The organism is Sphingobacterium sp. UBA7253, assembly GCF_002472745.1.
Classification (GTDB): domain Bacteria; phylum Bacteroidota; class Bacteroidia; order Sphingobacteriales; family Sphingobacteriaceae; genus Sphingobacterium; species Sphingobacterium siyangense.
This window is the reverse complement of the sequence record NZ_DKSP01000149.1, coordinates 2,036-28,771: the sequence shown is the minus strand read 5'-3', so window position 1 is coordinate 28,771 and position 26,736 is coordinate 2,036. Positions and strand designations below refer to the sequence as shown.

At 38.6% G+C, this 26,736-nt stretch carries 30 protein-coding genes; 19 read left to right on the top strand and 11 right to left on the bottom strand.

Annotation, left to right across the window (positions count from 1 at the left end):
* The 3 genes from B2X72_RS15545 to B2X72_RS15535 all read left to right on the top strand — a co-directional run.
* On the top strand, nucleotides 1-244 hold a 244-nt coding region (locus B2X72_RS15545; RefSeq protein ID WP_286850513.1), incomplete at its 5' end, for a hypothetical protein.
* A gap of 5 nt (nucleotides 245-249) precedes the next feature.
* Nucleotides 250-1,122, top strand: coding sequence for a phosphodiester glycosidase family protein (locus B2X72_RS15540; protein ID WP_286850511.1), 873 nt, complete (start codon nucleotides 250-252; stop codon nucleotides 1,120-1,122).
* Nucleotides 1,123-1,218: 96 nt separating this feature from the next.
* Nucleotides 1,219-2,298 carry an SGNH/GDSL hydrolase family protein gene (locus tag B2X72_RS15535; RefSeq protein WP_286850509.1) on the top strand — a complete coding sequence of 360 codons (1,080 nt, stop codon included), beginning with the start codon at nucleotides 1,219-1,221 and terminating at the stop codon, nucleotides 2,296-2,298.
* A gap of 207 nt (nucleotides 2,299-2,505) precedes the next feature.
* Here the strand turns inward: B2X72_RS15535 and B2X72_RS15530 are convergent, their stop codons facing one another.
* Nucleotides 2,506-3,264 carry a type 1 glutamine amidotransferase domain-containing protein gene (locus B2X72_RS15530; RefSeq protein WP_286850507.1) on the bottom strand — a complete coding sequence of 253 codons (759 nt, stop codon included), beginning with the start codon at nucleotides 3,262-3,264 and terminating at the stop codon, nucleotides 2,506-2,508.
* A 218-nt stretch (nucleotides 3,265-3,482) separates the two neighbouring features.
* On the opposite strand from B2X72_RS15530, the gene B2X72_RS15525 reads away from it, so the two are divergent.
* Nucleotides 3,483-3,929, top strand: a complete 447-nt coding sequence (locus B2X72_RS15525) for a nuclear transport factor 2 family protein (RefSeq protein ID WP_286850505.1) — start codon at nucleotides 3,483-3,485, stop codon at nucleotides 3,927-3,929.
* A 1,116-nt stretch (nucleotides 3,930-5,045) separates the two neighbouring features.
* On the opposite strand, the gene B2X72_RS15520 is transcribed toward B2X72_RS15525, so the two are convergent.
* Nucleotides 5,046-5,738 carry a hypothetical protein gene (locus B2X72_RS15520; protein WP_286850503.1) on the bottom strand — a complete coding sequence of 231 codons (693 nt, stop codon included), beginning with the start codon at nucleotides 5,736-5,738 and terminating at the stop codon, nucleotides 5,046-5,048.
* Between the two features lie 349 nt (nucleotides 5,739-6,087).
* On the opposite strand from B2X72_RS15520, the gene B2X72_RS15515 reads away from it, so the two are divergent.
* The gene (locus B2X72_RS15515) at nucleotides 6,088-6,534 is read left to right on the top strand and encodes a nuclear transport factor 2 family protein (protein ID WP_286850501.1); all 447 of its coding nucleotides are present in this window, start codon (nucleotides 6,088-6,090) and stop codon (nucleotides 6,532-6,534) included.
* 177 nt (nucleotides 6,535-6,711) lie between these two features.
* On the opposite strand, the gene B2X72_RS15510 is transcribed toward B2X72_RS15515, so the two are convergent.
* The gene (locus B2X72_RS15510) at nucleotides 6,712-7,623 is read right to left on the bottom strand and encodes a hypothetical protein (RefSeq protein ID WP_286850500.1); all 912 of its coding nucleotides are present in this window, start codon (nucleotides 7,621-7,623) and stop codon (nucleotides 6,712-6,714) included.
* 352 nt (nucleotides 7,624-7,975) lie between these two features.
* Between B2X72_RS15510 and B2X72_RS15505 the strand changes: the two genes are divergently transcribed.
* Complete coding sequence (locus B2X72_RS15505) at nucleotides 7,976-9,043, top strand: IS110 family transposase (RefSeq protein ID WP_112374335.1); 1,068 nt, start codon at nucleotides 7,976-7,978, stop codon at nucleotides 9,041-9,043.
* Nucleotides 9,044-9,135: 92 nt separating this feature from the next.
* Here the strand turns inward: B2X72_RS15505 and B2X72_RS15500 are convergent, their stop codons facing one another.
* Nucleotides 9,136-9,591, bottom strand: a complete 456-nt coding sequence (locus tag B2X72_RS15500; RefSeq protein ID WP_286850497.1) for a macro domain-containing protein — start codon at nucleotides 9,589-9,591, stop codon at nucleotides 9,136-9,138.
* A gap of 235 nt (nucleotides 9,592-9,826) precedes the next feature.
* Between B2X72_RS15500 and B2X72_RS15495 the strand changes: the two genes are divergently transcribed.
* Nucleotides 9,827-10,273 (top strand): nuclear transport factor 2 family protein, encoded by a 447-nt coding sequence (locus tag B2X72_RS15495; protein ID WP_286850494.1) that lies wholly within the window; start codon nucleotides 9,827-9,829, stop codon nucleotides 10,271-10,273.
* Between the two features lie 126 nt (nucleotides 10,274-10,399).
* On the opposite strand, the gene B2X72_RS15490 is transcribed toward B2X72_RS15495, so the two are convergent.
* On the bottom strand, nucleotides 10,400-11,455 hold the full coding sequence (locus B2X72_RS15490) for a hypothetical protein (protein WP_286850492.1): 1,056 nt from the start codon (nucleotides 11,453-11,455) through the stop codon (nucleotides 10,400-10,402).
* Between the two features lie 390 nt (nucleotides 11,456-11,845).
* Between B2X72_RS15490 and B2X72_RS15485 the strand changes: the two genes are divergently transcribed.
* The 3 genes from B2X72_RS15485 to B2X72_RS15475 all read left to right on the top strand — a co-directional run bounded on the left by B2X72_RS15485 (nucleotide 11,846) and on the right by B2X72_RS15475 (nucleotide 14,496).
* Nucleotides 11,846-12,007, top strand: a complete 162-nt coding sequence (locus tag B2X72_RS15485) for a hypothetical protein (protein WP_286850489.1) — start codon at nucleotides 11,846-11,848, stop codon at nucleotides 12,005-12,007.
* A gap of 345 nt (nucleotides 12,008-12,352) precedes the next feature.
* Nucleotides 12,353-13,816 (top strand): tetratricopeptide repeat-containing sensor histidine kinase, encoded by a 1,464-nt coding sequence (locus B2X72_RS15480; protein ID WP_349681400.1) that lies wholly within the window; start codon nucleotides 12,353-12,355, stop codon nucleotides 13,814-13,816.
* 14 nt (nucleotides 13,817-13,830) lie between these two features.
* Nucleotides 13,831-14,496 (top strand): response regulator, encoded by a 666-nt coding sequence (locus B2X72_RS15475; protein WP_286850484.1) that lies wholly within the window; start codon nucleotides 13,831-13,833, stop codon nucleotides 14,494-14,496.
* 250 nt (nucleotides 14,497-14,746) lie between these two features.
* Here B2X72_RS15475 and B2X72_RS15470 read toward each other — a convergent pair whose 3' ends face one another.
* Complete coding sequence (locus tag B2X72_RS15470; RefSeq protein WP_286850482.1) at nucleotides 14,747-15,235, bottom strand: tetratricopeptide repeat protein; 489 nt, start codon at nucleotides 15,233-15,235, stop codon at nucleotides 14,747-14,749.
* A gap of 223 nt (nucleotides 15,236-15,458) precedes the next feature.
* On the opposite strand from B2X72_RS15470, the gene B2X72_RS15465 reads away from it, so the two are divergent.
* Genes B2X72_RS15465 through B2X72_RS15455 form a run of 3 tightly spaced genes read left to right on the top strand, consistent with a single transcriptional unit; the run spans nucleotide 15,459 to nucleotide 19,128 of the window.
* Nucleotides 15,459-17,579 (top strand): phospholipase D-like domain-containing protein, encoded by a 2,121-nt coding sequence (locus B2X72_RS15465; protein ID WP_286850479.1) that lies wholly within the window; start codon nucleotides 15,459-15,461, stop codon nucleotides 17,577-17,579.
* 11 nt (nucleotides 17,580-17,590) lie between these two features.
* Nucleotides 17,591-18,562, top strand: a complete 972-nt coding sequence (locus B2X72_RS15460) for a hypothetical protein (protein WP_286850476.1) — start codon at nucleotides 17,591-17,593, stop codon at nucleotides 18,560-18,562.
* A gap of 5 nt (nucleotides 18,563-18,567) precedes the next feature.
* On the top strand, nucleotides 18,568-19,128 hold the full coding sequence (locus B2X72_RS15455) for a thermonuclease family protein (RefSeq protein ID WP_286850474.1): 561 nt from the start codon (nucleotides 18,568-18,570) through the stop codon (nucleotides 19,126-19,128).
* 58 nt (nucleotides 19,129-19,186) lie between these two features.
* On the opposite strand, the gene B2X72_RS15450 is transcribed toward B2X72_RS15455, so the two are convergent.
* The 3 genes from B2X72_RS15450 to B2X72_RS15440 form a co-directional block, all read right to left on the bottom strand.
* Nucleotides 19,187-20,200 (bottom strand): hypothetical protein, encoded by a 1,014-nt coding sequence (locus tag B2X72_RS15450; protein ID WP_286850471.1) that lies wholly within the window; start codon nucleotides 20,198-20,200, stop codon nucleotides 19,187-19,189.
* Nucleotides 20,193-21,122 (bottom strand): tetratricopeptide repeat protein, encoded by a 930-nt coding sequence (locus tag B2X72_RS15445; RefSeq protein ID WP_286850469.1) that lies wholly within the window; start codon nucleotides 21,120-21,122, stop codon nucleotides 20,193-20,195. The genes B2X72_RS15450 and B2X72_RS15445 overlap by 8 nt, the downstream gene beginning before the upstream one ends.
* Nucleotides 21,123-21,234: 112 nt before the next feature.
* Nucleotides 21,235-22,311 carry a type I restriction endonuclease gene (locus B2X72_RS15440; RefSeq protein ID WP_286850466.1) on the bottom strand — a complete coding sequence of 359 codons (1,077 nt, stop codon included), beginning with the start codon at nucleotides 22,309-22,311 and terminating at the stop codon, nucleotides 21,235-21,237.
* A 199-nt stretch (nucleotides 22,312-22,510) separates the two neighbouring features.
* Here B2X72_RS15440 and B2X72_RS15435 point away from each other — a divergent pair, with 199 nt between their 5' ends.
* The 5 genes from B2X72_RS15435 to B2X72_RS15415 all read left to right on the top strand — a co-directional run bounded on the left by B2X72_RS15435 (nucleotide 22,511) and on the right by B2X72_RS15415 (nucleotide 25,363).
* The gene (locus B2X72_RS15435; protein WP_286850464.1) at nucleotides 22,511-23,659 is read left to right on the top strand and encodes a DUF4236 domain-containing protein; all 1,149 of its coding nucleotides are present in this window, start codon (nucleotides 22,511-22,513) and stop codon (nucleotides 23,657-23,659) included.
* Nucleotides 23,660-23,753: 94 nt separating this feature from the next.
* Nucleotides 23,754-23,924: a hypothetical protein gene (locus B2X72_RS15430; RefSeq protein ID WP_286850461.1), complete on the top strand. Its 171-nt coding sequence runs from the start codon at nucleotides 23,754-23,756 to the stop codon at nucleotides 23,922-23,924.
* 170 nt (nucleotides 23,925-24,094) lie between these two features.
* The gene (locus B2X72_RS15425; protein ID WP_286850458.1) at nucleotides 24,095-24,541 is read left to right on the top strand and encodes a nuclear transport factor 2 family protein; all 447 of its coding nucleotides are present in this window, start codon (nucleotides 24,095-24,097) and stop codon (nucleotides 24,539-24,541) included.
* A 173-nt stretch (nucleotides 24,542-24,714) separates the two neighbouring features.
* Nucleotides 24,715-24,999 carry a nucleotide pyrophosphohydrolase gene (locus B2X72_RS15420; protein ID WP_286850455.1) on the top strand — a complete coding sequence of 95 codons (285 nt, stop codon included), beginning with the start codon at nucleotides 24,715-24,717 and terminating at the stop codon, nucleotides 24,997-24,999.
* A gap of 10 nt (nucleotides 25,000-25,009) precedes the next feature.
* Nucleotides 25,010-25,363 carry a GIY-YIG nuclease family protein gene (locus tag B2X72_RS15415; protein ID WP_286850452.1) on the top strand — a complete coding sequence of 118 codons (354 nt, stop codon included), beginning with the start codon at nucleotides 25,010-25,012 and terminating at the stop codon, nucleotides 25,361-25,363.
* A gap of 210 nt (nucleotides 25,364-25,573) precedes the next feature.
* Here the strand turns inward: B2X72_RS15415 and yidD are convergent, their stop codons facing one another.
* A complete protein-coding gene (gene yidD / locus B2X72_RS15410; RefSeq protein WP_286850449.1) occupies nucleotides 25,574-25,852 on the bottom strand; it encodes a membrane protein insertion efficiency factor YidD in 279 nt (92 codons plus the stop codon).
* Entirely contained in the window at nucleotides 25,849-26,076 is a 228-nt protein-coding gene (locus tag B2X72_RS15405) for a hypothetical protein (RefSeq protein ID WP_120335547.1), read from the bottom strand. The genes yidD and B2X72_RS15405 overlap by 4 nt, the downstream gene beginning before the upstream one ends.
* 202 nt (nucleotides 26,077-26,278) lie before the next feature.
* On the opposite strand from B2X72_RS15405, the gene B2X72_RS15400 reads away from it, so the two are divergent.
* Nucleotides 26,279-26,581, top strand: coding sequence for a hypothetical protein (locus tag B2X72_RS15400; protein WP_286850446.1), 303 nt, complete (start codon nucleotides 26,279-26,281; stop codon nucleotides 26,579-26,581).
* Nucleotides 26,582-26,736: the final 155 nt, after the last annotated feature.

Sequence of the window (26,736 nt, the reverse complement as noted above, 5' to 3'; positions counted from 1 at the left end):
GGTGCTATTGGCGGAGCGAAAAGGAAAGGCCTTTCAGTATGAGCGGGAAACTGTGCCGCAACACTATTTTGCCAACTGGCCCTATAGCTGGGGGACGGGCAACGTAAGTGCGGCAAGATTACTGCCATCAGAAAACAAGGTCGTCTTTTACCGCAATATGGAATCGGCCGTATACACTATTGACCAGAAAACAATTGAAAAAGTGGTTCCATTAAAATTAAAGTGGATCGGCGAAATAAAGTAAAACAGATGAAAAGAAATTTTATATATAGCTTATTGCTGCTTTTTCTTGTTATTTCATGCAAGAAAAATGAGGGCGGAACGCAGCTGCCCTATGACTACAGTATTCCCCAGGAAGAAAACTTGACGGAGATTATCAATACGGCAGCTTGGAATACAAAAACGGTTGCTGACGGTGTGCTGTGGAAATATTACCAATTTCCACGGATATTTGAATCCAAACAATATGTCAATGTATTTGAGATCGATCTGAAGAAAGGCATGCAGCTGGAAATTCCCTATGTGAAGACCGGATTTCTAAAAACAAGTGCTGCCGCGACGGCTAAGGGCGCTTTGGTGGCATTTAACGGCAGTTACTTTAATACCAGTACAGGCGGATCAACCGTATTTTTCAAATACGATGGCCAGGTAATCAATCAGACTGTGAATGGATTTAATAGCTACCGTGAAAATGGTGCATTTACCTTTACGGGGCAAAGCTATCAGATTGTGCCGAAACCCGCAGGAGGCTGGGGGACGCTGAGCGCCACCGCTGCACTGACTGGCGGCCCGTTATTGATGCAGAATGGTCAGGTGCTGGAGCAGTTGAATGTAGATTTCAATACCAGCAGACATCCCCGTACAGCAGTGGGGCTTACCAAGGACAATAAACTTATTGTAGCTGTTATTGATGGCCGCTCATCACAATCACAGGGACTGACGATACCCCAGCTGGGCGAGTTAATGGCTGCCTTGGGCTGCACTTCCGCGTTAAACTATGATGGTGGCGGTTCCTCCACAGCTTGGGTGAAGGGCGAAGGCGTGGTTAACTATCCTTCAGATAATGGAAAGTTTGACCATGAAGGTGAACGCGCTGTAGCTACGGTATTTACAGTGAAATAAATTCGATACCTTTATAAGTAGATGGCCATCTTATGGATAATATGAGATGGCCACTATTCAATTAGAATCATTTCTATTGCTATTAATTGAAACATCATGAGAAAAAAGACAAGTATCCTATTTTTCCTCCTTCTTGTTTGTGGCTCAGTATCTTTATACGCCCAGCAGGTTATTTCGTCGGCCAAATTTGAGCTGCAGGGAAGAGCTTTTGAAAACGCACCAAAATTTCATCGGATAGATACAGCGAAGTACAGGCAACTTCCTGCTGCGGTAAAGAAATTATATACCCATGCTGCAGGAATGTTTATTACGTTTAAGAGCAATACGAGCAAATTATCTTTACGATGGAAGACGGCGGATGCGGCGCTAGGCAATAATTCCACGCCGATTATGTCACGGGGTTTTGATGTATATGTAAAAGAGCCCAGTGGGTGGCGCTTTGCAGGGGTAGCTCGTCCCGATCTGAACATGGCGGAAAGTAAAGCTACGCTTGTTGAAGATATGGCGAAAACAGAAAAAGAATTTCTTGTTTACTTTCCCTTGTATAAAGAGCTATTGGATTTTGACCTGATTATTGATGACAAAGCCACCTTTGTTGGTACCAGACAGTCTTTTAACAAAAAGGTCGTGATTTATGGTTCCAGCATCGTCCATGGTGCTTCCGCAAGCCGCCCGGGATTAGCTTATCCAGCGCAATTAGGGCGGCGGTTGAACGCCAATGTGATCAACATGGGCGTGAGTGGCAATGCCCGGATGGAGCCTGCCGTGGCTGATATGCTATGTGATATTGATTCTATGGGTCTACTCATCATGGATTGTGTGCCAAATAGTAGTCCCGAAGAAGTCAAAGAACGAACGTTTAATTTTGTGAAACGGATTCGTAAATCCCATCCTCAGGTACCCATATTGCTGATAGAGAGTATTACCCGTCAGGTCGGCAATTATAATTTAAAATGGAGCGCGCGATTGACCGAGCAGAATAAGAATTTTAAGCTACAGTATGAAAGACTGCTACAGGCAGGTTACAAAAATTTGTATTACATACCTACAGACCATTTAATAGGTGATGATTCGGAAGGAACAGTGGATGGCACCCACCCTACAGATGTGGGATTTGAAAGGATGCTTAAAATAATCGGGCGTAAAGTAGAGGCGATTCTAGAAAATAGTCCGTAAATCTTCACCAGCTTTCCACTACTACTCCGGGAGTAATCGCTGACTTTCAGAAATACGCAGACATCTAATCGTGTCAGTTTGCAGAAGCAGGGACGTATTTGTAAACCCCTTAGAAGCCAAAAAAAGGGCCTGATTCTCATCAGACCCTTTCTGTTAGCGTTTAATTGTACAGTAAATATTGGACAGACCCTATGGTTTTCAAGTACCTTATTCAGCTAATGCTTTGACGATGGCTATGCCTACAGCTTTGGCTGATTGCGGGTTTTGCCCAGTGATCAATCTGCCGTCAATGGTAACATGGGACTGCCAAGGTTCAGATTTTTCATAAATCCCACCTATTGCCTTTAGTTTATCTTCTAATAAAAAGGGGACGACATTGCTGAGCTTTACGAGCTCTTCTTCTTCATTGCTAAAGCCGTTGACCTTTTTTCCTTTTATCAAATAGTCACCGGTGCTCAGTTTGATATTGATTAAGCCAGCAGGGCCATGACATACAGCTGCGACGACGCCATTTGCCTCATATATCTTGCTGGCAATCTTTGCGATTGATGAGTCGAAAGGCAGATCCCACATCGCACCATGTCCTCCGGCATAAAAGATGGCTTTGTATTCTTCAGGTTTTACCTGAAAAGGTTTGAGTGAATGGGTGATTTTATTGTGGTAGTATTTATCCTCCCAGAATTTTTTGTTAACGGGATCATTTAGGTCAAATCCATCCACAGGTGGATTTCCGCCCTGTGGGCTAACAAAATCAATCTCATATCCGGCAGCTGTTAAAACCTCCCATGGATGCGAGACTTCCCCGAGATAATAACCTGTTTTTTCGCCTGTATTGCCTTTTGTATCGTGGCTAGTCACTACAAATAGAATTTTTGGTTTTCGGTTTGTTGCGTAGCAATGCGTTGCTATTAGGATTAATAAAGCCGAAAATATTCCTATTTGCCTAAAGAGTTGTTTTGCTTTCATATTGCTTTGATTTTCTTCTTGTTGGAACAAATTTCTTGATTTTGTATGGTAATTTACCGTGACCTACATCACAAAATTAAAATTCACCTGCCCATTTCCACCATTCACCGAGTTTTCCGGTCTGTTAGTCTAAAGATCATAGACTAGGGGCCTATTGTGTTGTAGTTTTGAGTCAACAAATAAGAACAACAGAACTAACAATATAAAATAAAGACATTATGAACTCATTAGTAAAAACATTCGCAGCGGCAGCCTTAATCACAGTATCCACTTTCGCTATGGCAGCTGAAGGACCTGGAGCAAAAACAACAAAAGCAAACGTTAACCTTTCCACAGCAGACTTGGTACTCGATCACTACGTTGCGGTAACGACAGAGGGAGAATCAGCAGGAGTAGAGCAGTTATTTGCAGCTGATTTTAATCAAAAGATCCAAGCTACCAATGCGCAGTCTAACAGCCGTAGCGAAGTGGTTAAATCCTTGAAAAAGCAAAAAGGAGAGAAGCTGAACTGTACAGTAAGCACAGACATCTTAGAAGAATCCGCAGACTACATGGTTGCTAAAGTAACCTTGAAATTTGAGAATTTCACTAAAACAGATCTGGTTACCTTGGAGCGTGTAGGCAATGACTGGAAAGTTTCCAAATCGATCAATTCGTATAAGTAGAAGCCATCTCAAATAAATATATATATGTTGTAGAGCCATATCGGAAGATGTGGCTTTTTTTTGTCGTATAGACAACATCCATGGTAAAGGGATATGTCTTTTTTTTTTGCCTTTTATCAAATTTTTGATCTTAAAAGAAGGGTAGCTTTGGGATATTAAATAAATCAATTATGAAAAAGCATAGTTCCTTAATGGAAAGACTAGTAAGATATAAAGCGTTTATTAATATCATTACAATATTGCTTTTGTTGCTTTTACCTCTACCTGGTGAAAAGTTTACGCTCCTTTTTTTTATGGTGTTATTTCTTGCTCTATTTCAGTTTTTTACTTGCCTGAATTATGTTGATTTCATCAACATTTGGGACTTAGTTGTTCAAGCTTTACTGGCGACTATTTATATTCTAATCTGTACAACAGTTTTACTGCATTCGTTATATATAGTAAAAAGAAGACTGAGAACTACATTAGATAGGATATTTTCGCTAGTTATAGGGATAGCAGGTCTTTATAGCCTACATGCTGTCCTACAATACCCGGATATGTTTTCTTTTGCTTGGCTTGCATTATTTTTCATTTTCAATATAATGAGATGGATGCTTATAACAAAGGCTGATTATTAGCGGATGATATGTTTATTGGAGCAAATAAAGGATCCCGAAAACTAGGGGTAGTACGTTTTAGTTTAGTTTAGAAGCCAGATCCTGAAATCTGGCTTTTTACGTCAAAAGGGCCTGATTCTCATCAGACCCTTTCTCTTAGCGTTTATTTGTACAGTAATTTTTATGTTTCCTATCGTTTCCTCTTTTTTGTTTCATCATCCAATGTTTTTAAAGACTATTGGATTTTTACTGTACGACGCCAATTTTTATGTTGAACCTTTCCTTCGAAAGATAGCTTGGAGCCGCTTTGTATTATAAGAACAATTGCCATTTCCAAATAGTTTTATCGGAGTGATTTTTTTTATAAATTGGATCGACTTATTTAAACTGTATGAACATCTTGCTTATTCTAATGTCATTCTTGTTCGCCCATATTCCGCAACTAATTTATTGTTTTAAATAGACCGCTTTATAGTTCAAGTGATGGAGGTGGAGCTATTTATTTTAAATACAGTAACTAGCGGATTCCTATCGCTGACAGATTGTCGATCGTACTTTGAATAAAAGCATCAGACGCCAAATTTTTAACCGTATTCTTATTGAGTATACCATTCTGTTTTTTTAAGACATACTCACTAGCTTTAAACCACTGCGGAGGTATTCCGTCTATTTCTTTCTCTGGTAAATAAAAATAAGTGAAATTCAGTTTTTCGATGTCGGAGACCAATTTCTTTACTTCATCGGCGTAATTTTTGAGTTGTGACACGCTGAGGCTATCTTCAATCCTTTTTGTCAATAATCGGTCCTCATACAATCTCGATTCGGTGAGTTTGATGACTTCAATAAAAGAAGCGATCGATGAATCATCAAAACCATCCCACCAATAATCACGTAATTGTTCATTTTCAGTATCAAAATAAACCCTCCGTTCTTCTGTTGACATTAAGGAGCCTGGTCTTACATAACTTTCTGTTGGAATATCACCCCAAACAGAAGCCCATCGGGCTGTTTTGGAGTAATAAAAAGATCCAGTAAATTCGCTTTCCATATACCTGCTAATTGTTAGCCCTAATGACAAGTAAAAACCGTTTTCTAACTTTTTTGAAAAAAATCCTTGTGCGCTGGGTATGGAGTTTTTAAAATAGAGGTATCCTGATGTTGCTAAAGAAGCTTTGACTTTAGCGACTAATTTTGCCTTTGTTAACTTCATTTGTTAAAGATTATCTCATATCTCAAAAACTTCTTCAATCAGTTTGTAGCGTCTGAGATTATCGGCAGACTCAAGTGTATATTGCTGATCGGTATAGATGAATACTTTATAGTGTTGATAGGAAATTTCAATCATTTGGACTTGTAGCTTTTGCTATTAAAGATAGCAGTTAGAGTCTGATTATCGAAAATTCAGTGCTTTATTCTAAACCCTTTCCTCTCCCCATTCCCGCCATTCACCGAGTTTTCCAGAGCGTTGGTCTAAAGATCATAGGCTAGGGGCCTATTGTGTTGTAGTTTTGAGTCAACAAATAAGAACAACAGAACTAACACTATAAAATAAAGACATTATGAAAACGCTAGTAAAAACATTCGCAGCAGCAGCCCTAATCGCAGTATCAACTTTCGCTATGGCAGCTGAGGGACCTGGAGCAAAAGCAACAAAAGCAAACGTTAACGTTTCCACAGCAGATTTCGCTTTAGAGCACTACGTTGCGGTAACTACGGAGGGAGAATCAGCAGGAGTAGAGCAGTTGTTTGCAGCTGATTTCAATCAAAAGATTCAAGCTACCAATACGCAGTCTAACAGCCGTAGCGAAGTGGTTAAATCCTTGAAAAAGCAAAAAGGGGAAAAGCTGAACTGCACAGTAAGCACAGACATCATTGAGGAATCGGCAGACTATATGGTGGCTAAAGTGACCTTGAAATTTGAAAACTTCATCAAGACTGATCTGGTTACCTTGGAACGTGTGGGCAATGACTGGAAAGTAGCCAGATCGATCAATTCGTATAAATAGAATTTAAATAATTAGTGGTTTGCCGAGATCAGTTTAAAGTCAGACCACTAGTGAATCAAATGTTTAAATTTAGTTTAGAAGCCAGGTCGTGAGATCTGGCTTTTTACTCTAAAAATTTATCAAGCGTCTTTTTAGTTATATTCTCACTTAATGATTTCAGAATTTTACCTGTTTCATCTAGCATAATGAAATAAGGTATTTTTTTGAATGTGTATAATAAGTTTGGATATTTCGATTTTTGGCGCCTCTATTATCAGCGTTTTTTATAAAATTTGAATCCTGTTGCAATTCCTTTGTTGTCAGTTTACTTGGGTCGTCAATAAGGATGGCTTTAAAAACAAATTTACTGCGGATATATTTCATTATGTTATCGTCGCTTAGATACATTAGTTCAGCCTCTAGCTTTCTGCTTGCGATATCAGTCCAACTGGAAAAATAGAGAATGACCCTTTTGTTTTGTTCTTTAGCTTTCTGTATCACCTCCGCAAGAGCACTGTCCTGGTTATCATCCCAAAGTATTTTTTTCTGTGGTTTTGGGGGAGCCATTAGCTTTTGCTGATTTTTAAAAATGGCCCAAGCTTCGTAATAAGTTATCTCACCGATTTTATTTTCCTTCATAAAATTATAAAAGGAATCCAATTCACCTTTTTCGGTTGCTGATCTGTCCATTTCAAAAATATCAAGAAATAATAAACTGTCCTTTGACCATTCTTTCAAATTAACCGTACGTGATCTTAATGTTTTGTTGGCAATATGAAATTTCAATATGGCTGGGTATTCAGGCGACGCTTTGAATTCTTTTATTTTATTGAATACCTCGCTATACGTAATCAGCTTGTTGGGTTCTTGCATTGAAGGAGCTATGAATGTGTTAAATGCTCCGGGCACAGATGTTGCAATTTCTAGTGCAACAGAGTCGAGTCCGCATGCTCTTAGTTTGGAGAAATCTTTGATTAAGCTGTCTAGTTCGGCCGGAGAATAGCTTTTATTCTCAAACTTTTTTTTAAGTAGTGAAGTACAATTGATCTGGGCTATACCATAATTGTACAATAAGAAGTTCGTTAAGACACAAAGAAATAATTTTGACATGGCTTATTTATGATTTAGTCTACTCCGCTTTAATAGCATATTTATTATCTCGAATAGATTTACTTTTGATGAATATACAGGTATTACTTTATGGCCACGTCGAGAGACGTGGCTTTTATTTTTACTGAGAATTTTAAAAAGGTCATTATATTGTTGTTATGCAAAATATATTGGCTGTTCGTGTGAGGCCAGAAGTGGCTAGGTAAACTTTGAGTTATACCGTAAAAAAGGTTTCGCCCACACGATTTTATTCTCAGGAGTCTGAACAGTACTTAAGGCCGCGAAGCGAGCTTGAATAAAACAAAAGGATAGACGAAGGAGAATTGAGTCAATATGATTTAAATTCTTAATTATGGCTATTAGAAAGCAATGCATTGGGATAGATATCTCAAAATCAACCTTTACAGCTTGTTTATGTCAACAGGCGGAAGATGGCAAATTAACGTTCTCAAAGGTCCTGGACTTTGGTAATGATAGTAAAGGCTTCAATCAATTATTACGTTGGGTGAAAGGTCTGATTGTATCAGATTCGGAGCTAGTATTTCTCATGGAAGCCACAGGCGTTTATTATGAGAACCTGGCCCACCATCTATACAAAATCAAAAAAAGGGTTCATGTTGTGCTTCCCAACACCTCAAAACACTATTTCTCTAGTCTTAATGTGAAAACAAAAACAGATGCAGTTGATGCGCGAATTCTAAGTCAGTTTGGTATTGAGAGAGTTCATAAGTTGTGGTCCCCACCACCAAGCACACTCTTGCAGCTCAGGAATCTAACTCGTTACTATGTTCAGCTTCAGGAACAAAAGACAACACTTGGCAATATTAGTCACAGCAAGGACTGCGCACATGATATCCAAGTATTTATTACCAAGAGCAACAAAAAACTCATTACTGAGATAGATAAGGAAATCGAAAGATGCCTGAAAGAAATTAAGAAAGCTATCGAAAAGGAAGATGTACTGAAGGAGCATGTCAGAAAGGTTTTGACGATAAAAGGTGTAGGATTGATTACGGTAGCAACGATATTAGCTGAAACAATGGGTTTTGAGCAGTTTCATAGTTCAAAACAATTGGTTAGCTATTCAGGCTATGATGTAGTGCAAAGAGAATCTGGCACCTCGATTAAAGGCAAGACTAGGATCTCCAAGAAAGGAAACAGATATATCAGAAATGCACTTTATTTCCCAGCGATGGTGGCCTGTAGGTACAATGAAGCATTAAAAGAAACTTATATCAGAATCAATAAAAACAATAAGGCATCGAAAATGATTGGACAGGTGGCAATACAGCGGAAACTCTTAGTGTTGATTTATACGCTTTGGAAAAACGATACTGAATTTATTGAAAACTACCAAAGAGGTAGTCTCGATCCGAAAACCGAGACTACGCAAGATAGTTCAGTAGCTGAACTTCTTTAGAATACAAAAATACTTTTTTGTCTAAATATTTGGAATTTATAACAGTACCTTTTTTAGTTTTGTCCACTTGCTACTAATTGTCAATTGTTTTTTTAAATATTTCTATAATTTTCTACAACGATAAGATCAATATCATCATAATCTTTGGCAACCCTGTTAATAGTAGCTTTTACATCGTCCCAAACTAAACCACCCAACCCAGCCCCAATTTTGGGGAGGGCTATTTTTTCAATGCCATTTTGGCGGGCATATACAAGCATTTTGAGAAGAGAATCTTCAATTGCTTTAAGCTCTGCCTTGGTTTTCCAGGTCTTTTGAGTGCCAAGATTGAAAACAGTGCCTTCACCATAATCGTAAGAAAAAACATCCCCAAGAGAGAAGTCACCATCTTTACAACGCTTTTTATATTCCAAATACATTTGAGTATATTTTTCTTTGAATTGTAAAGCGATTCCTTTCCCCATTGCTCCAGCACAATTACAACCATGAGCATAATTTTTTACATCAGGTAAATTGAATATGTTTCCAGAATCTAGATATGTGACCATTTTCTTTTTTTTAATGCGTAATAAAGTTCAATCATTCGGCTTTGAAGCCGAATTGTTGGGAGGATGAAGATGAACAAAATTATTCTGAAATGCAACTCAGTTCACCTCCCCATTCCCGCCATTTACCGAGTTTTCCTGAGCGTTGGTCTAAAGTCAATAGGCTAGGGGCCTATTGTGTTGTAGTTTTGAGTCAACAAATAAGAACAACAAAACTAACACTATAAAAAAAGACATTATGAAAACTTTAGTAAAAACATTCGCAGCAGCAGCATTAATCGCAGTATCCACTTTCGCTATGGCAGCTGAAGGACCTGGAGCAAAAGCAACAAAAGCTAACGTTAACCTTTCTACAGCAGACTTCGCTTTAGAGCACTATGTTGCAGTAACCACAGAGGGAGAATCAGCAGGCGTAGAGAAATTATTTGCCGAAGATTTCAATCAAAAAATCCAATCTTCGAATGCACAGTCTTACAACCGTAGCGAAGTGGTTAAATCTTTGAAGAAACAAAACGGAGAAAAGCTTAACTGTATAGTAAGCACAGACATCTTAGAAGAATCAGCTGACTATATGGTAGCCAAAGTGACGTTGAAATTTGAGAACTTCACCAAGACTGACCTGGTTACCTTGGAGCGTGTGGGCAATGACTGGAAAGTATCCAAATCAATCAATTCGTATAAATAGTATTTAATAATTAGTGGTTTGCCAGTAATAAAAGACAAACCACTAGTGAATCATATGTTTATTAAGGCCACGTCGGGAGATGTGGCTTTTTTTACGTTTGGAAATTTGCATTTGAGCAACAAAAGATTATTGTTTTTGCATAATACCATATTTCTTGTTTTGATCGCCTTTGGCGTTTGCTCCTGCGTAGCTATCTAAAATCCGCATGGTGGCCGCTTTTAGGGAACGTCCGAATTCCGTGGGATGATAACCCGGTCCAGTAAAAAATTCCACCTCATGATTGATTTTTGAATACCACACTCTTCCTACATCCTTGGGACCTAGGGTATCTGGTCTCGTTATTTTCACAAATCCCTCGAGTTTGTTTTTATCTAAGCCTATTACTTGATAAGGCTGTGTCTTACTCTGACAATCTACCTCAATATATTTTTCTCCATTCCAGCACATGCACTCTTCAGGCGTCAGAAAATGTACGGTAGTCAATATTGCCAATACCAAAAATGCTACACCTGAAAACCTCAATATAAGTTTGTTTTTTTTGAAAAATGGTCGGGAATATTTAAATCTGTCAATATTTTCCCGATTTTGCCCCATTTCATTTGAGTCGTTTTGAACGTCTATTAATTCTTCAGTTTTTTCTTCTTCCGGCTTATCCTGAAGTTCTTTTTTTTCATCCGTCAATGTAGAACTCATTTGTGAACCTACCGATGTTGGATCTTTATCGGTGATAGGGATTGAGGGGGCATCTAGTTTATCAGTCATTGATGAGCCTTTATCTTCATCTATTGGCGATGCATCTTTAGGCTCATCTAATGTTGAGTTATCATAGCTGTATCGGAATGGCCTCGGCTGGTAGTCTACGAGTATTGCGAGTAGTTTCACAACTCGGTCTTCAGGATCTTGCGTAATGTTAAGGACAAATTTCTGCAATGCCTTTAATGATCCAGTATTATATTTCGCTATTGCTTCTTCCAAGTTCTTTTCTTTTTTATATGGATCAAAGAACTTTTGTAAAATTTCGATATCCTCGGGAGGCAAACCTTCTGATAATCTAACTAAGCAATAATCTCTTAGCTTGGCGGGAGAAGGATTAACTAATAAATCATCCAGCTCATGGTTGTTTTTCTTTGCCTCATATAGGGCAAGAACCTCTTCTTTAAATTTGGCAAATGTCGTTGGCATGGCATCAAAATTAAGCTAATTCTACACCGGAATTTACGGAATCCCGTAAGTCAATCCATTCTTTATACATCGGAATTCATAGAATCTTTAGCATGTTATCGGACCTTTCGGACTTACCGGAATGATTTGATAAAAAGGCTTTTAACGGCTATAACTTTGTTCTCGAAGTCAGATGATAAATCGATTAAAATATAAACTAAGATACTAATCTGATTTCACAATGAGAAGATCTCGCGGTAGTCTTTAGCCGGTTTGGGAAGCAGCTTCTGCCTCCCGCGATTGACACTCTTACTTCCCAAAAAATTCAGAAGGCCTTCTGAAAACATTTGTAGCAATCCCGTGCATGGGGCACGGGACCTACCAAGTTTTTGACTTTTAATTTTTTGAGTTATGTGGAGTTTAATATTATATTTTTTATTTGGAATCGGTCAACCTTCTAATTCACAACCTAGCGCAGGAACACCAACAGTACAAACGGCAGATACTCCGCCTCCTACAGATCCTGGACCTGAAACTGGCACAGGAGGGGACAAAGGTACGGTACGTCCCTAATTAATCCATACGAAAGAGGCGGTTTACCGCCTCTTTTTTTTAAAGAATAGATCAACTTTGTTTTCAAAAATACTTTTACTATTTTAGGTTTAAATAATCATATAGTTGAAGCATTTAAGCCTATATATTTCCTTACTTTTTATATTTCTTTCTTGTACGCGAATGGAGAGTGATAAAGATAATCAACTTAAAAATTCGCAAAAAAAAGGTGACTTATATTACAATAGAGCGAAAGCATTTGTAGATATAAGACAATCTGATAGTTCATATCTTTATTTCAATAAAGCAAGACAAATATATCTGGAAATTAATGATAGCTTGTCTGTAGCTAAATCGATCATAAATATGGCTATCACTCAAGGAGAAGAAGGAGACTATTTTGGATCGCAAGAAACCTCTCTACAAGCTTTAGATTATCTAGACAAAAAAGATATTAAACATCATTTTTATCTTAGTATAAATTATAACAATCTTGGAGCGGTTACCGATTACTTGAAGGATTATGATCAAGCGATTAGCTTTTACAAACAGGCTATCAATTTTTCGACAGATTCGGCAAACCGCAGAATATACGAAAATAACCTTGCCCTAAGCTATCAATATGCAAAACGTTATGATGATGCATTAGCAATTTTTGAACATATTATTAAACAAGTTCAACCTAAAGACGCTGAATATCCTAGGATATTAACAAATCTGGCAAAAACGAGATGGTTAAAAAATCACGAATATCCTGCAAATATTGATTTTCTAAAAGCGATGAAAATTCGTATGTCCAAAGGTGATTTATGGGGAGTAAATTCAAGTTATACACATCTCGCAGAATACTATGAAATTGTAAATAAAGATTCGGCTTTATTTTATGCCATTAAACGCTATTCAACGGCAAAAAACATAAATAGCCCTGGAGACCAAATCAATGCATTAAATAAATTAATTGAAATATCAGACCCTCATGATATCCGGTTGTATTTTTTAAAATTTAAGCAGCTTAATGACAGCATCCAGCAAGCCCGCTCTGCCGCCAAAAACCAGTTCGCCCTGATCCGCTATGAAGTCGAAAAAAATAAAGCCGATAACCTGCGGCTAGAAAAAGAAAACGCCGAAAAGCAGAACCGTCTTATACGACAACGAGTGATCACCGGTGCGAGTATTTTCTTGCTTGTTTTGGTTGCAGGTGGAGGAACCATTTGGTACAAGCGGCGCAAGCAACGTCTTGAACTCGAAGCACAGAACCGCGTCAAAGAGACGCAGCTACATCTTTCTAAAAAGATTCACGATGTCGTGGCCAATGGCATCTATCGGGTAATGTCGGAAATTGAACATGGCGATGAAGTGGATCGCGATGGTGTGCTCGATAAACTGGAAAATATGTACCATCAGTCGCGCGATATCTCCCACGATGTCGAACAGGAAACGATCACAGAGATACCTTTTAACGAACAATTGGCAAGCTTGCTCAAATCCTTTGCCGCTGACTATCGGAAGATATTAATCGCAGGAAATGATGCCGAACAATGGGACGATATCAGCAAACGTATTAAAGATGAAGTGAAGCATGTGCTTCAGGAGCTGATGGTCAATATGAAGAAACATAGTCAGGCCGATCAGGTCGTCATACGTTTTGAAAAATCGGAGGAAAAACTCAGCATATTCTATAAGGATAATGGTGTAGGAATCTCCGAAGAAAAATCGAAAGGAAAAGGTCTAGCCAATACGGTTTCCCGTATTGAAAGTCTCGGTGGCAAAATTACCTTTGACAATGAACCGGGAAAAGGGCTCAATATCACGACCATTATCCCATTATAAAAAGACAATAATGTATGTTTAAGAAAGTACTCATTGCCGAAGACCACGAGATAGCTAACATTTCAGTGCAGAAAACCCTGCATGACCTCGGTATTCATAATACCAAATACGTTTATTATTGCGACCATGCACTGACCTGGATCAAAAATGCGATCCGAGACTGTGAACCTTATGACCTGTTGATTACGGATATCGAATTTGAAGATGATGATAGTCCGCAGGAAATAAAAGATGGGCTCTCACTGATCAAAGCTGTCAAGACTGTACAGCCAGATATCAAGGTTATTGTCCTGACGGCCAAGGATCGCTCATCTTTGATCAATGATATGTTCAAGAATAACGAGATCGATGGACTGGTACGTAAAGCACGCCGCGATGGCCAACATCTGCGCGAGGCATTGCAAGCCGTTGATCAGAACCGAACGTACCAATCGCCCGACAGTAAAAAATTTATTCAGGAGCAGAACTCGCATGAGTTTACGCAGTTTGACCTGCATATCATCAAACTCTTGTACGAAGGGGTTTCCCAAAAAGAGATGCCAAATTATCTGCAGCAGCGTGATATCCGTCCGTCGAGCCTAAGCAGTATTGAAAAACGACTCAATCTGATGAAAGATGTACTCGGTTTTACCAAAAATGAGCAGCTTGTTGCACATTGCAAGGAATTAGGTTTTATATAAATAATCTTTGATATCGGATTACGGTTTTCCGTAAAGGCTCTTGGAGCGATCGTGCTACTTTTGTAAAAGAAAGGTAAATAACGAGGTAGGATTATTTGCTGAAAACGATATCTAATGCATTCAAGATATTTAGTGCCATATTTTAACCAATGAGATGATGAGAAAGGGCTATCCACCGATAGCCCTTATTAGTTTTTATGATCATTTGTAACAGCCGACTTATGAGAGATCCGGCTAAATGTGCGATCATTTAATCAGCCTTATTGGAAAATGTATTGATTGAATTTAGCGCATAGTAAGCGATTTCATTATTCGGATATTCTTCCAGGATCTCTTCGTATAGGGCTTTTGCTTTTTCGGCTTGCCCGGTCTGCGAATAACAGAATGCAATATTACAAAGGCCCATTTCTCGAAAGCACATTTTTGAAGAACTCAAAACTGTAATGACACGATACTGGTCAACCCAGCTGTTTCTAGTAAAATAATCAACACTCTCTTTAAAATGTACAATCGCTGTTTCAAAGTCATTTTGTTTAATTGCTTTCATTCCTTTTCGATGACTTTTTGGAATAGTAATTCGCAACACTAGCGCTATAACGCAGAAGATCATTACGCCATTAAATATATCATCTGTTTTGGCGATATACTCATAACCAAAAAGAAAAGCGATCACAATGGCAAATACAGTTAAAAAGGATGGCCAAGATATGGATCGATTTATTGGAAGATTTGAATTCATGCGAATAAGAAATATTGTTTGGCTGTAATTTATCCAAAACTACAAAATTTAGGATACACCATTTATTTTTTTTTTAAGTAGAGTGCCTGTCGAAATCTAATCGGCCCTAAGTTCAGTCTTTACGGGAAACCGTAGAATCGCGGTTACGGTTTTTGATAGTTTTGAATCGATAAAGCAATAAATAGCAGAAAAGTCAATTAACCGTATTTAACTGAAAAACACTATGAACACAGATCAATTGATCCAAGATACACTCTCCGATAGCAGAGTCATCTACGAACGTGTTAGGCAAGAACTTTCTAAAGCTCGATCCGAAGTTTTGATAGCAATGGCATGGTTTACCGACAATGAACTGTTTGCCACAGTTCAGGGATGCCTCGATCGACATGTGAAAGTTTCTATTATTATCTCCGATCAGCCCGATAATGAAAAGCTGGATTTTTCACTTTTAGAAAAGCAGGGGGCTGACGTAACCAAGGTCAAGAACGTCGGCTGGGGGATTATGAATCAAAAGTTCTGCGTGATCGATCAGAGTGTAGCTATAACAGGCTCCTATAATTGGAGCAACAACTCCAAAAGTAACAACCATGTAAGCGTCATCGTGACCAATTACCCGAAGACCATTTCGGAGCTTACAGAGACTTTTAATGGAATTCGTACGAGGGCCATACGAATAAATAATGGTGAATCTTTGGAAGATATTATCGCATCTGACAAAATTGAAATACCCATGCAGACGAAATTAGAAAATCAAACCTCGAGATACAAGGTATCATCGAGTAGTGATCTTAATTTTCAGCAGCAGTCCTTAAAAGAGTTTAAAGACGTGTTGGATAATATTATAGCTTCGGAGGTTGGCGCTTTTGACAAAGATCTGGTCAAACAGAGCGGATATAATCGCGCCAAAGAAAACAATGGTGATCATCAGATACTTCACCAGGCAATGGATAGTCTTTATTCTAATTTTATCAATGAAATTGAAGTAATAGCCGAGAAGAAGGATCGCCTGAAAGTCCGTATTGACGAACAGCAAAAGGTGAGTACGACCAATATGGAATTTAAGACCGAACAGGAAGTCGAAAAGATCAAAACCAATACAGCCTTCGAGCAGCAGAACCTAGATTCGGATATCAACATCTTGACAACAAAAATTGAAGAGAAGCGTCTGCTGATCAGCTCCAACAATAATACCAAGATACCATTTTTAGAAAGCAAGATCGTAGCACTAAAGCAAAAGATTAGGGAGCTTGAAGTGGAGTTTGTAAAGCCCAGTATCAATAAACCTGTGATGGCCATACTGATAGCAACTACATTGCTGCTTGCCCTCTATATCTTTGTATTCTATTCTTCGGTAGCCTATATCTTTATTTTTTCCAAGGAAGATATCAATAAAATGATTTTGATGGGAGCTGCTAATATTGAATCACCTGAAGTATTCAATCCACATGCGATCTCCAAAATAGGGCAGAAGGGATTGGGTGGTATACTATTCCTTTTTCTTTTTGTCGCCATTCCATTGGCATTAGGAATGTATAAAGTGTTTAAGGATCTATTTGATTCAAAAGAAAAAGTAGAAATATCCAATAAGAGTATCTGGCAGAAAATTAAAGGTGGCTTTATTGACAACTTGGGAATTATTCTCATCGTCATTGTCGATATTTTTATTGCTTTTAAGGTGTCAAAAAACATCAATGATATAGATCTGTTGACCAATCAAACAGACCAGCATCTTACCTTGTCAACTGTATTCAGAGACAGTAATTTTTGGCTTGTATTTATCCTCGGAGCTTTGGGCGTTTTTCTATTTGGTTTCTTCTTTGAAAAATTATTGGCTCAGATCAACGAGCGTAATCTGTCCTTCCAACAACAGAAAACCAAACATATTGTTCAGAGCCATCAGGCTGAAATCGAAGAATACCAGGAACAGATCAACAAAATCCAGCTCGAGAACGATGCATTGCAGTCCGAACTCTTTGCATTACAGGTCAACAAAGAAGAGAAGATAACACAGGTGCAGCAGCTGCCCATTCAACAGAATGAACGTGTAGGAAGCTTACAGCACCAATTATTGACTTTCAAAGAGCGCATCAGCAATATCGGACAGATTTATAAGAGCCAGATTGACAATGATAAATTGCCTATCTCCAAAGCCGAGATGGAAAATAGGGTCAATATCTATATGGAAGGATGGAGCAAATATTTATATGAAGTGTATGCGATCTTAAAAGCCGAAAATAAAACCCGTGAAGCCGTTGGGGAATGTGAGGCATGGCTGTCGAATCTAGGATTGCAATCTGATATCAAACATGAACTTTTAGAAGACCTTACAGCTTTTAACAACTAATCCATCAACCAATGAAAGTAACTAACATCTTGCCATTAGCCATCTTACCATTTTTTGTTGCTTGTATGAATGACGGTTCCTCCAAAGAGGAGGAGCTGCCCAATAATCAAGTGATGCTCAAAGACTATAATATTATTATTGCTCCAGATCTCTCCAATCGGATCAATATGGCGCTTTATCCCAAACCGATCCATGACACGGTTCTGATCAGCAGTTTAATTGGCCATAGTAGTGATCTGCTGACCTTGAATACCCGTCGTTCAGGGCAAGCCGATATTTATAAAATGGACTTTATCAACCGTGGGATATTGAACGGTACATCATTTGAGCCCAAGAAAATGACCATTGATTTTAATCGATTTGAAAACAACCAAATGGATCGGGTCAAATACATTCGCCAAGGATTGAAATCTGACGAACAGCAGTTTTCGGACGAAGTGAAACGAGTATATGATTATTCCTTAAAAAATCAGACGGGCGCCGATGTCTGGAATTACTTTAATGAAACGGTAAAAGCCTCCCTGGTAGATGCTTCCCCAAAGCGCATACAAAGTGATAACAATATACTTGTTGACAAAAAAAACAACAATGTCGTTTTGCTTCTGACGGATGGTTACCTTGAGAATGCCAATAAGGGAAAGGGCTATCGCTTAGACCCTGCATTAATTGCTAAGATCCGCCAGGACTTTAAAGCAAGTAGAAAATCTGATCTAGCTGCATTTATTAAAGCTGATTCTGCCTATTCGCTCAATAAGACAGATTTTAACTTAAAAGATGTCAATATATTTATTGCCGAGCTTGTTGATCGATCCTTGGATAAATATGGTGTTGCAAAGGAGCAGCCGACAGATTTTCAGATCATTAAGGTTGTTTGGGAAAAATGGCTGAAAGATAGCGGGTCGCCCAATGTTAAAGTTGTTCAGGCGGTCAATACCAAACAGGAGTTTTACCAAGAGTTTGAACAGTTTCTTAAAACACTATAGGCCACATGAAAAAATGGGTAAATATAATGATCAAACTGGGCGTAATTGCCCTGTTTTTTCTGATCGTGTTTTTGATGAGCTGTTCAAATGCTGAACACACTTTTAGATCAGTAGGTTTTTTTGAGAAAACTAACCTTCCGTATATTGAGGAAGTCAGGGTTTACAAAGTTGTAGACGGCGACACATTTTGGGTTAGGAACCGTCAGGGGAATAAAGTGAAAATTAGACTGATTGGTATAGACGCACCGGAGGAAAGAAATGCCTTTCATAAAAAGAAACATCCATTTGGAATAGTCTCCAAAAGGTATCTAGACAGTTTGATTCTCGATAAGAATATTCGGTTGGAATATGATGTGGATTCACTTGATCGTTACGGGAGGACTTTGGCCTATGCTTATCTTAACGATGTTTTTATCAACGAGAATATGATCAAGAATGGCTATGCTTTATTGATGACTGTACCACCCAATGTAAGGTATGCTTCACAGTTTGCAGAAGGACAAAACCATGCAAGATTAAATCGATTAGGACTCTGGAATTCAGAGGCTGTACCTAACTTCGATTAATACGCTCCGACTGAAGATATAATTTAAACGCCTGTTCTCCTATTGGACAGGCGTTTAACTAGCTTGGCCAGTTTTGGCTTAGATATGCCAGCCATATCTTCTTCATCATAATTTCAAAGATGACTTGATCCTTTTTTGACATAAGTTTTGGTTCTTTACCCTTGTGTTTTTTGATCAGTACATGATCGGGCAAAATTTGGATATTGGAAATTTGGCCATAGGTTAGTTTCGAAACGCCATCGGAAGAGAAAAAGTATAACTTTTTGTTGGTCATAACGATCGAACCCCGCTTGATGAACTTATAGCTTGAATATCCTCTATCCGAGCGTAATTCAAACCATTTAATGTCATTCTCCTCATATAGGCATATCTCATTCTTAACGATCTCTTGATTTGTTCCCCATCTTTTAAGTGGGGCCATTTCCAGTTGCCAGTAGGAAAGGTATTTATTGAGCATTTTCCTTGTAGATTTAGACAAATCGATCTGACGTTTTTTTAATGAAGTTTCTAGTTCAGTCATTTCATTAAATGACATCCGTTTTTTTGCAATAAATGGTCTGACTAAAGCGTCCGTAAATTGCGTGTTCCGTTTGTCTTTAATCTCATTTAAAATCGTATCAGTAATCTCAAAGAATTGGACCAATTTATTAAAATGAAGGAAATCAGTATCATCCATCACCTGATCCTTAAGCAGTTTGATATATACACTATCAATCACATCAATACCTAATTTTCGACGGTAATACGTTGCAGTGCTGTTATCGATGAGTAATAAAGACTGTAAATGCCTTATATTATTCAGCTCTAATTCACTGATGATTCCATTTTTACAGCATTCATTGATATAGGTGATATAAAATTCCTCCATATTCAAGCCGAAGCTTTTGAATACGGCGGTACCATACTTTGATACGATCAGCTCCATGTCATGGATTCGCACCGATTCTATTGGTTTATTCGCAAAGAGGTTATTGATTTCAATCACACAGTTCTCATCCGGCTCTTGCTTGAACCAACGTTGTAAAAGACTTTTCTTGATGAGCGGTTTCTTTTCAAATATTTCCTTATTCATATTGTCTGTATTCTTGATATATGGGATCATTCCAGTTACACACACCTCCATGCCAGGAGCAGGCTCCCCGGCCTCGTGCGTTAGATGTGGTGCCGTCACAGCATCTTGTCACGTAGCCGATAATTCTCTTTCTTAAGGGATTGATTGTATTATATAATCTTTGAGCTGCGGTCGACCCAAGCTCTATCGCTATATTGAGATCGTTGACAGCTTCCTGCGGCTGCCTCAGCTTTTGGTAGCATACCGCGCGCCGATAGTAATGGTTAACATTTTTATCTTGTACTATCAAGTCATCCAATTTGCCTAAGGCATCGCTATACTTACCATGTTTGATTAATAGGTCAATTTGCGTCGATCTCAACTTATTTCGCTTATTTGTCAACTGATCTATGTCATCGCTAAACTTTGCAAAAGTGTTTGCTCGATCAATCAAACGAAGAGATTTATCGATATCTTTTGCTGGAGCATCCAGCAGTTGCAAGTAATGATGGAGACTATCTTTTCGGATGGCTTCATTTTTTGCCTCCAGTTCTTTCTTTTGTTTTTCAGCCTGCGCCAGTAATGCTCTTTCCTGTTCTTTTTGCAGCTGAAAGTGATGGCTCGCGATGCTAACTGGAATTGAAAAGATTATTAGTAGTCCAGTAATAAAGATTTTTACTTTGGGAACTAGCTTGACGCGAAGCAGATTTTCCCACCCTGATTCAGTCGAGGGAATAAAAAGTGTCGATATAGCGGCCAAGATCAATCCCGTTAATAGGTTATTAGCAAGCACGAAAGCGGATAGCATAATACTACTGGATAGCAGAATTTTCCACCAGGAGAACGTCTTTGTGTATTTATGGCTGCTTGAACCGTGGAAGATATCTTTAAAGACCTTTTTGGTAGGCGATATCAACCCACTTACATATCTTCTGTTCATCATATGGAATGTTTTTTCAGCGCGAAAAATGAATTAGCTAAGTTTATAGGAAGAAATCGCTTAAGAAACCTTTCCTTAAGCGATACTCAGAATATTGCATTTACTGAACGACGATCTATTCATAGTTTTTTAATGCATCCGCAATTTCCTGCCGATAATTATAGATCTCGTCTAGAGAGGTTAAGAGCTTTTTGACTCCCTTATCTTTTCCTTCTGGAAATACCTCTAGGTATTTATTTGTCGAATTGAAATGTAATCGGGCCAGGGGTTTGCGGTTATTGTCATCGAGTAAGATGCCAAAATAAGATTGTGTATCGCGAAAGGCGATGCGAGAGGCGGGGACATGTTCACGCAAGATCGCTTTTACGATCTGTGATCCCTCAATTTCCTCTTCTGTTGTAATTATTTTGATCTCGGCACTGATGTTCTCGTCAATTGGCGCCACTTCAGCAGTCGCTTTTTGCGGTATTGTCTCATTGATGCTTAAAGCAGTTTTTAATCTTGAGCTGATGGATTCATTGATCGATGATGAAAGTGCCTTCTGGGTATATTCTTTAAACGCTGCCATTCTTGAGGCTATGAGTGGTTTCTCGAAAAATCTGCTTACCAATAGTTTGACAAGTTCGTCAGAGGGCCCCTGTAATTCCTTTTCAAATTCCTTACGAATAGCTTTAATGTATTTTAATCCCTCTGCGGAATCCAGTATTCCTTCGAGATGATATCCATTTTTCGTGAATTTCTCTAGGATCTTTATATTGGAATCTTTGAGATTGGAGAGGTCTAGCGTGAAAAATGGTTTTTCGTCCATGATATTTGGCTTCTCCAGATCAGCGTAAAAATTATAAATATGTCCATTGGTCAATACGCCGAATCTGGCTTTTGAAACATGAAAATAACGATGCAACTGTGAATTGTGCGCATCCGCTGTTTCTTTCCAGTGCTTACACTCGATGATCAAAATAGGCTCGTTATCTTTTTTAATGACATAGTCTACCTTTTCTCCCTTTTTAGTGCCGATATCACAGATAAATTCAGGGATAACTTCGGTGGGGTTGAAGATGTCATAACCTAATATCTGAATAAAAGGCATGACAAAAGCATTTTTTGTGGCTTCTTCGGTACTTATTTGATCCTTAAGATTACCTACACGTTGATGTAGTTGCTCCAATTTAAGTCGTAGATCGTTTTCCATAATGTTAATAAATATTGATTGTCGTCCAAATTTAATCAGGAAAACCCTGTCGGTGTTACGGGTTCCCGTAATGCTAAAACGGATGTTTTAAATCGATGTATCACCGCAGTTTCCTTTATGGGAAACCGTAAAAAAAGACTCAATACGGGCTATAAATTTGTTTTCAATTATTAACTATAAACATCTTAAATACAAAACAATGGCTTGGACTTTTAGAAGAAGAGTGAAGATCGTCCCCGGGGTACATCTCAACTTTAGTAAGAGCGGTATTTCTACATCAATTGGGGTAAAAGGGGCAAATATGACCTTTGGTACCAATGGTACTTATTTAAACACAGGAATACCAGCATTGGGAATTTACAATAGGCAGAAAGTAAATGGGGGTGGTGCAACACCTTCTTCTCCCGTAATGCTGGATACTCCGCCTGCGACACTGCCATATGTAGCTCTGGTAGACGAACAACATCGAGGTAATATTTTTAGCGCGGACATCCATGAGATCACGAGTCAGGATATGGCAGGTATAAAAGAGGCAATTTTACTGGCTCGGGAGCAGCGTTTATCCTTAGAGAAAGATCTTGTTGAAATTAATGCAGCGATCAAATCCACGAAGAACAAAAAACTTATGAGCTACCTTTTGCTTTATGGATTGATCAATAAATCAATACCAGCACGGATGAATGAAGATCTTAATGCGCAAGAAGAAGCAATCAAGCAGACAAACGAGCAAATAGAAGCCTCTTATGTTGATTTACAGGTTGATTTTGACCTTGAGTTAAAACAAAAATATGACATCTTGGTCTCAAGTTTTATCAACTTGGCGAAAAGTCAGAAAATATGGGACGTGACAAGTGCTCATTATGAGGATCGTGCCATTACTCGATCGTCTGCCAGTACCGTCGTAAGCAGAACCGATGTTCGATTTGGATTGAAGTCGATCCCTGAATTTAAATCCGATATAAAGGCATTGTATTTCCAGAATGCGAATGGTGCAGATCTCTACATCTATCCAAGTTTTATCGTTATGTACAGCAGATCCAAAGAGTTTGCTATTATCGGTTTGGACGAAATTAGCTTACAACAGCATGCGGTAAGATTTACAGAGACGCAGGGTGTTCCAGCAGATTCAAAGACTATTGATATGACCTGGGCTAAGGTCAATAAGGATGGGAGCAGAGATAAACGATTTACTGGTAATTATCAGATACCGGTGGTACGCTATGGTGAAATTAAATTAAGAACTGCCACTGGGGTCAATGAAGAGTATGAGTTCAGTAATTATGAAGCGACGGAGGCATTTGCACATGCTTTTACAGAATATCAAAATATGGTCAGTTTATTGGTATAGTTTAAAAATAACTATTATTAGAGCTATACGGTTTTCCGTAAGATTGAACGAAGTGGATGAGCTATGTTTGTTTTTGTATTAATAATTAATAATTATGTCAAAAAGACCCATTGGAACTACGGCAAGTACAGGACAATCTTGCCCAGAATCAGGCGTGTGGAAAGTTGTTGGAAGCCCTTCCACAACAGCACCAATTGCTAAAGGCAATACGATGCCTCCTTATGGAGGAAAAGCAGTAACGTGGCAATTGATTAGCTACGCGTAGCATTTGTGGTAGATCACCTCGGTGATCTACTCGTTTTTCACCTCCACATTTCCGCCATTCACCGAGTTTTCCCGATTGTTAATCTAAAGCCCGTAGGCTAGGGGCCTATTGTGTCGTAGTTTTGAGTCAACAAATAAGAACAACAGAACTAACACAATAAAAAAGACATTATGAAAACACTAGTAAAAACATTCGCCGCAGCAGCCCTAATCGCAGTATCTACATTCGCTATGGCAGCTGAAGGACCAGGAGCAAAAGCAACAAAAGCAAACGTTAACCTTTCCACCGCAGATTTCGCTTTAGTGCACTACGTTGCGGTAACGACTGAAGGAGAATCAGCAGGTGTAGAACAATTATTTGCAGCTGATTTCAACCAAAAGATCCAAGCTACCAATGCACAGTCTAACAGCCGTAGCGAAGTGATTAAATCCTTGAAAAAACAAAAAGGCGAGAAGCTAAACTGTACAGTGAGCACCGATATCATCGAGGAATCTGCAGACTATATGGTAGCTAAAGTAACGTTGAAATTTGAAAACTTTACCAAGACTGACCTGGTTACCTTGGAGCGTGTAGGTAATGACTGGAAAGTATCTAAATCAATCAATTCGTATAAATAAGAGCCATCTCAAATAAATATATATATGTTGTAGAGCCATATCGGGAGATATGGCTTTTTCCTTTTCATTCCTAAACAATATTTCGGATATTTGGACAAAGGCCAGTTTTTAGTTAAAGGATTTTATCATGTCGGATATTCAGCAGTTAATAGCACAGATCAGAGCATTCAGAGATGCGAGAGATTGGGGAACAGTTTTACAGTTCTAAGGACCTCGCAGTTGCATTGAGCATTGAAGCGTCTGAGCTTCTGGAACTTTTTCTGTGGAAAGGAAATGAAGATGCCAATCCTGACAAGTTGAAAAATGAGCTTGCCGATGTACTCATGTATGCGCTATTGCTTGCCGATAAGCACGGCCTTGATGTTAAGGAGATCGTGGAGGACAAGATGAAACTCAACAATGAAAAATATCCTGTAGAAAAAGCCAAGGGAACTGCTAAAAAGTATAATGAACTGTAATTAATAACGCATGTCAGAATTGGATATTAAAGAAGTTCATATTGTTCCCGTCGGTAGCGCAGGAGAGGTTAAGGATACAGATAGCAAACTAGATTTTTATAACAGCGCACTTGTTTATCTGCTCAACGATAAAAGGTCAATCTATATCGGTGAATCTATCGATATCAAGAACCGCTTTTCAAGCCATAATAGACACGACAGCAAGAAAGACCTTTTAATACGACATGCGATCTATTCGCATTTGTTCAACAAATCCGTTACCCTACATTTAGAAGCATTTCTGATCAATCTTTTCTCAGCAGAAAAAGGTCTGAAACTGATCAACCTTGGCAATAACGGGCACTACTATCACCAGAAGAAATAATATGAGGTATTGTTTCCACAGATCTGGAAACAACTTGAAGAACTTAAAATAGCGCGCACGTCTACCAGTCTGCTATCATCGACAGCCTTCAATCACGTTTTTCTTCAATCTTGTTAAAAAATCTGAAACTTAAGTTCCGAAGAGAAAATACCAGGCTTGCTATTATATGTAACTTCCGTGACAAAATTTCCAGTTCCATCCCTAAACTATTTACAACAACCTCTCCGCGATCTCCGCCTCGCCAACCACTACACCGCCTTTCAGGTACATCATCCGCTCACCACTTTTATAATCCGTGATTATGTCAAAGTGACCATTACAGGTTCTCATGCGTGAAAGCAATGCTTTCCTACCTGCCCTAAAGCCTTCATGTTTAGTTACGTCAAATACATATTTAGAGCAGCTATGCCTAAATATACACTTACGTCTTCTTTCAGGTGGGATGATCAACCAATACAATCGGATCGCGGTCAATAGGACAGACTTCATGGCCTTGAAAATACCACCATCTGTCTTGCCGTCGTATATCCAGGTTTATTATTAAAGCAACCATTTTCGGCATGTACATAAGTTGTGACGCTTTCTAGTCTCACATAGTTCCATCCTCCTGATGCACCCTGATTAATCAGGGTTTCTAATTGTTCTGCTACTTGATCCGATGTGCCTGTCCTTGGGTTTATCGATGCTACAAAAGGTACTACTTTGTATTCCATAATATCAGTATTTGATTGGGTTAATGATTTAATTAAAGCTATGTAATAAAATATTGAAAATCAATGTGTTTTGAGTTTTATTGCAATCCATTTTACAATATTGTCAATTTTAAGAATAAAAAATTACAGATTATTACGGCTTCCCGTAAAAGTTATGCCTGTGCACCAGGTGGCTAGCTACTGTATTAAAGAACATGTCAAGATGAGGAATGCTTTTGCATTTTATCTGACCTCTGGAGACTGGCTTTTACGAACCAAGATCAGTATTTTTAATACACTGAGTTTTGCCAATGAGCAGTTTTACGATCCTATCAAAGGCACTTTGCAGTTTGATGTGTCCGATCTGGTGCTGATTAAGCCCAGCGGGCGAAATCAGGTCTGCTTGCAAAGGCTGAAAAACAAATTGGATAAGCAAGAGATCGATGGCATCAAAAGATCGATTTTGGCCATTGGCGATGCTCGGGTTGTCTTAGGTGACTGGCAACAATCGGTGTATTTTTTGTAGAGCGGAGGATCTCGGCGAGTCAATTCAGATAACATGATATCAATATGAGTTTTTTACATCCATTTCTCTAAAATCAGGAATAACGGTATTATGCTTGTTTTTCGAAAAGACTTACTTGTTTATATATTTCTTTATTATCGGCGAAAAACGCCGAT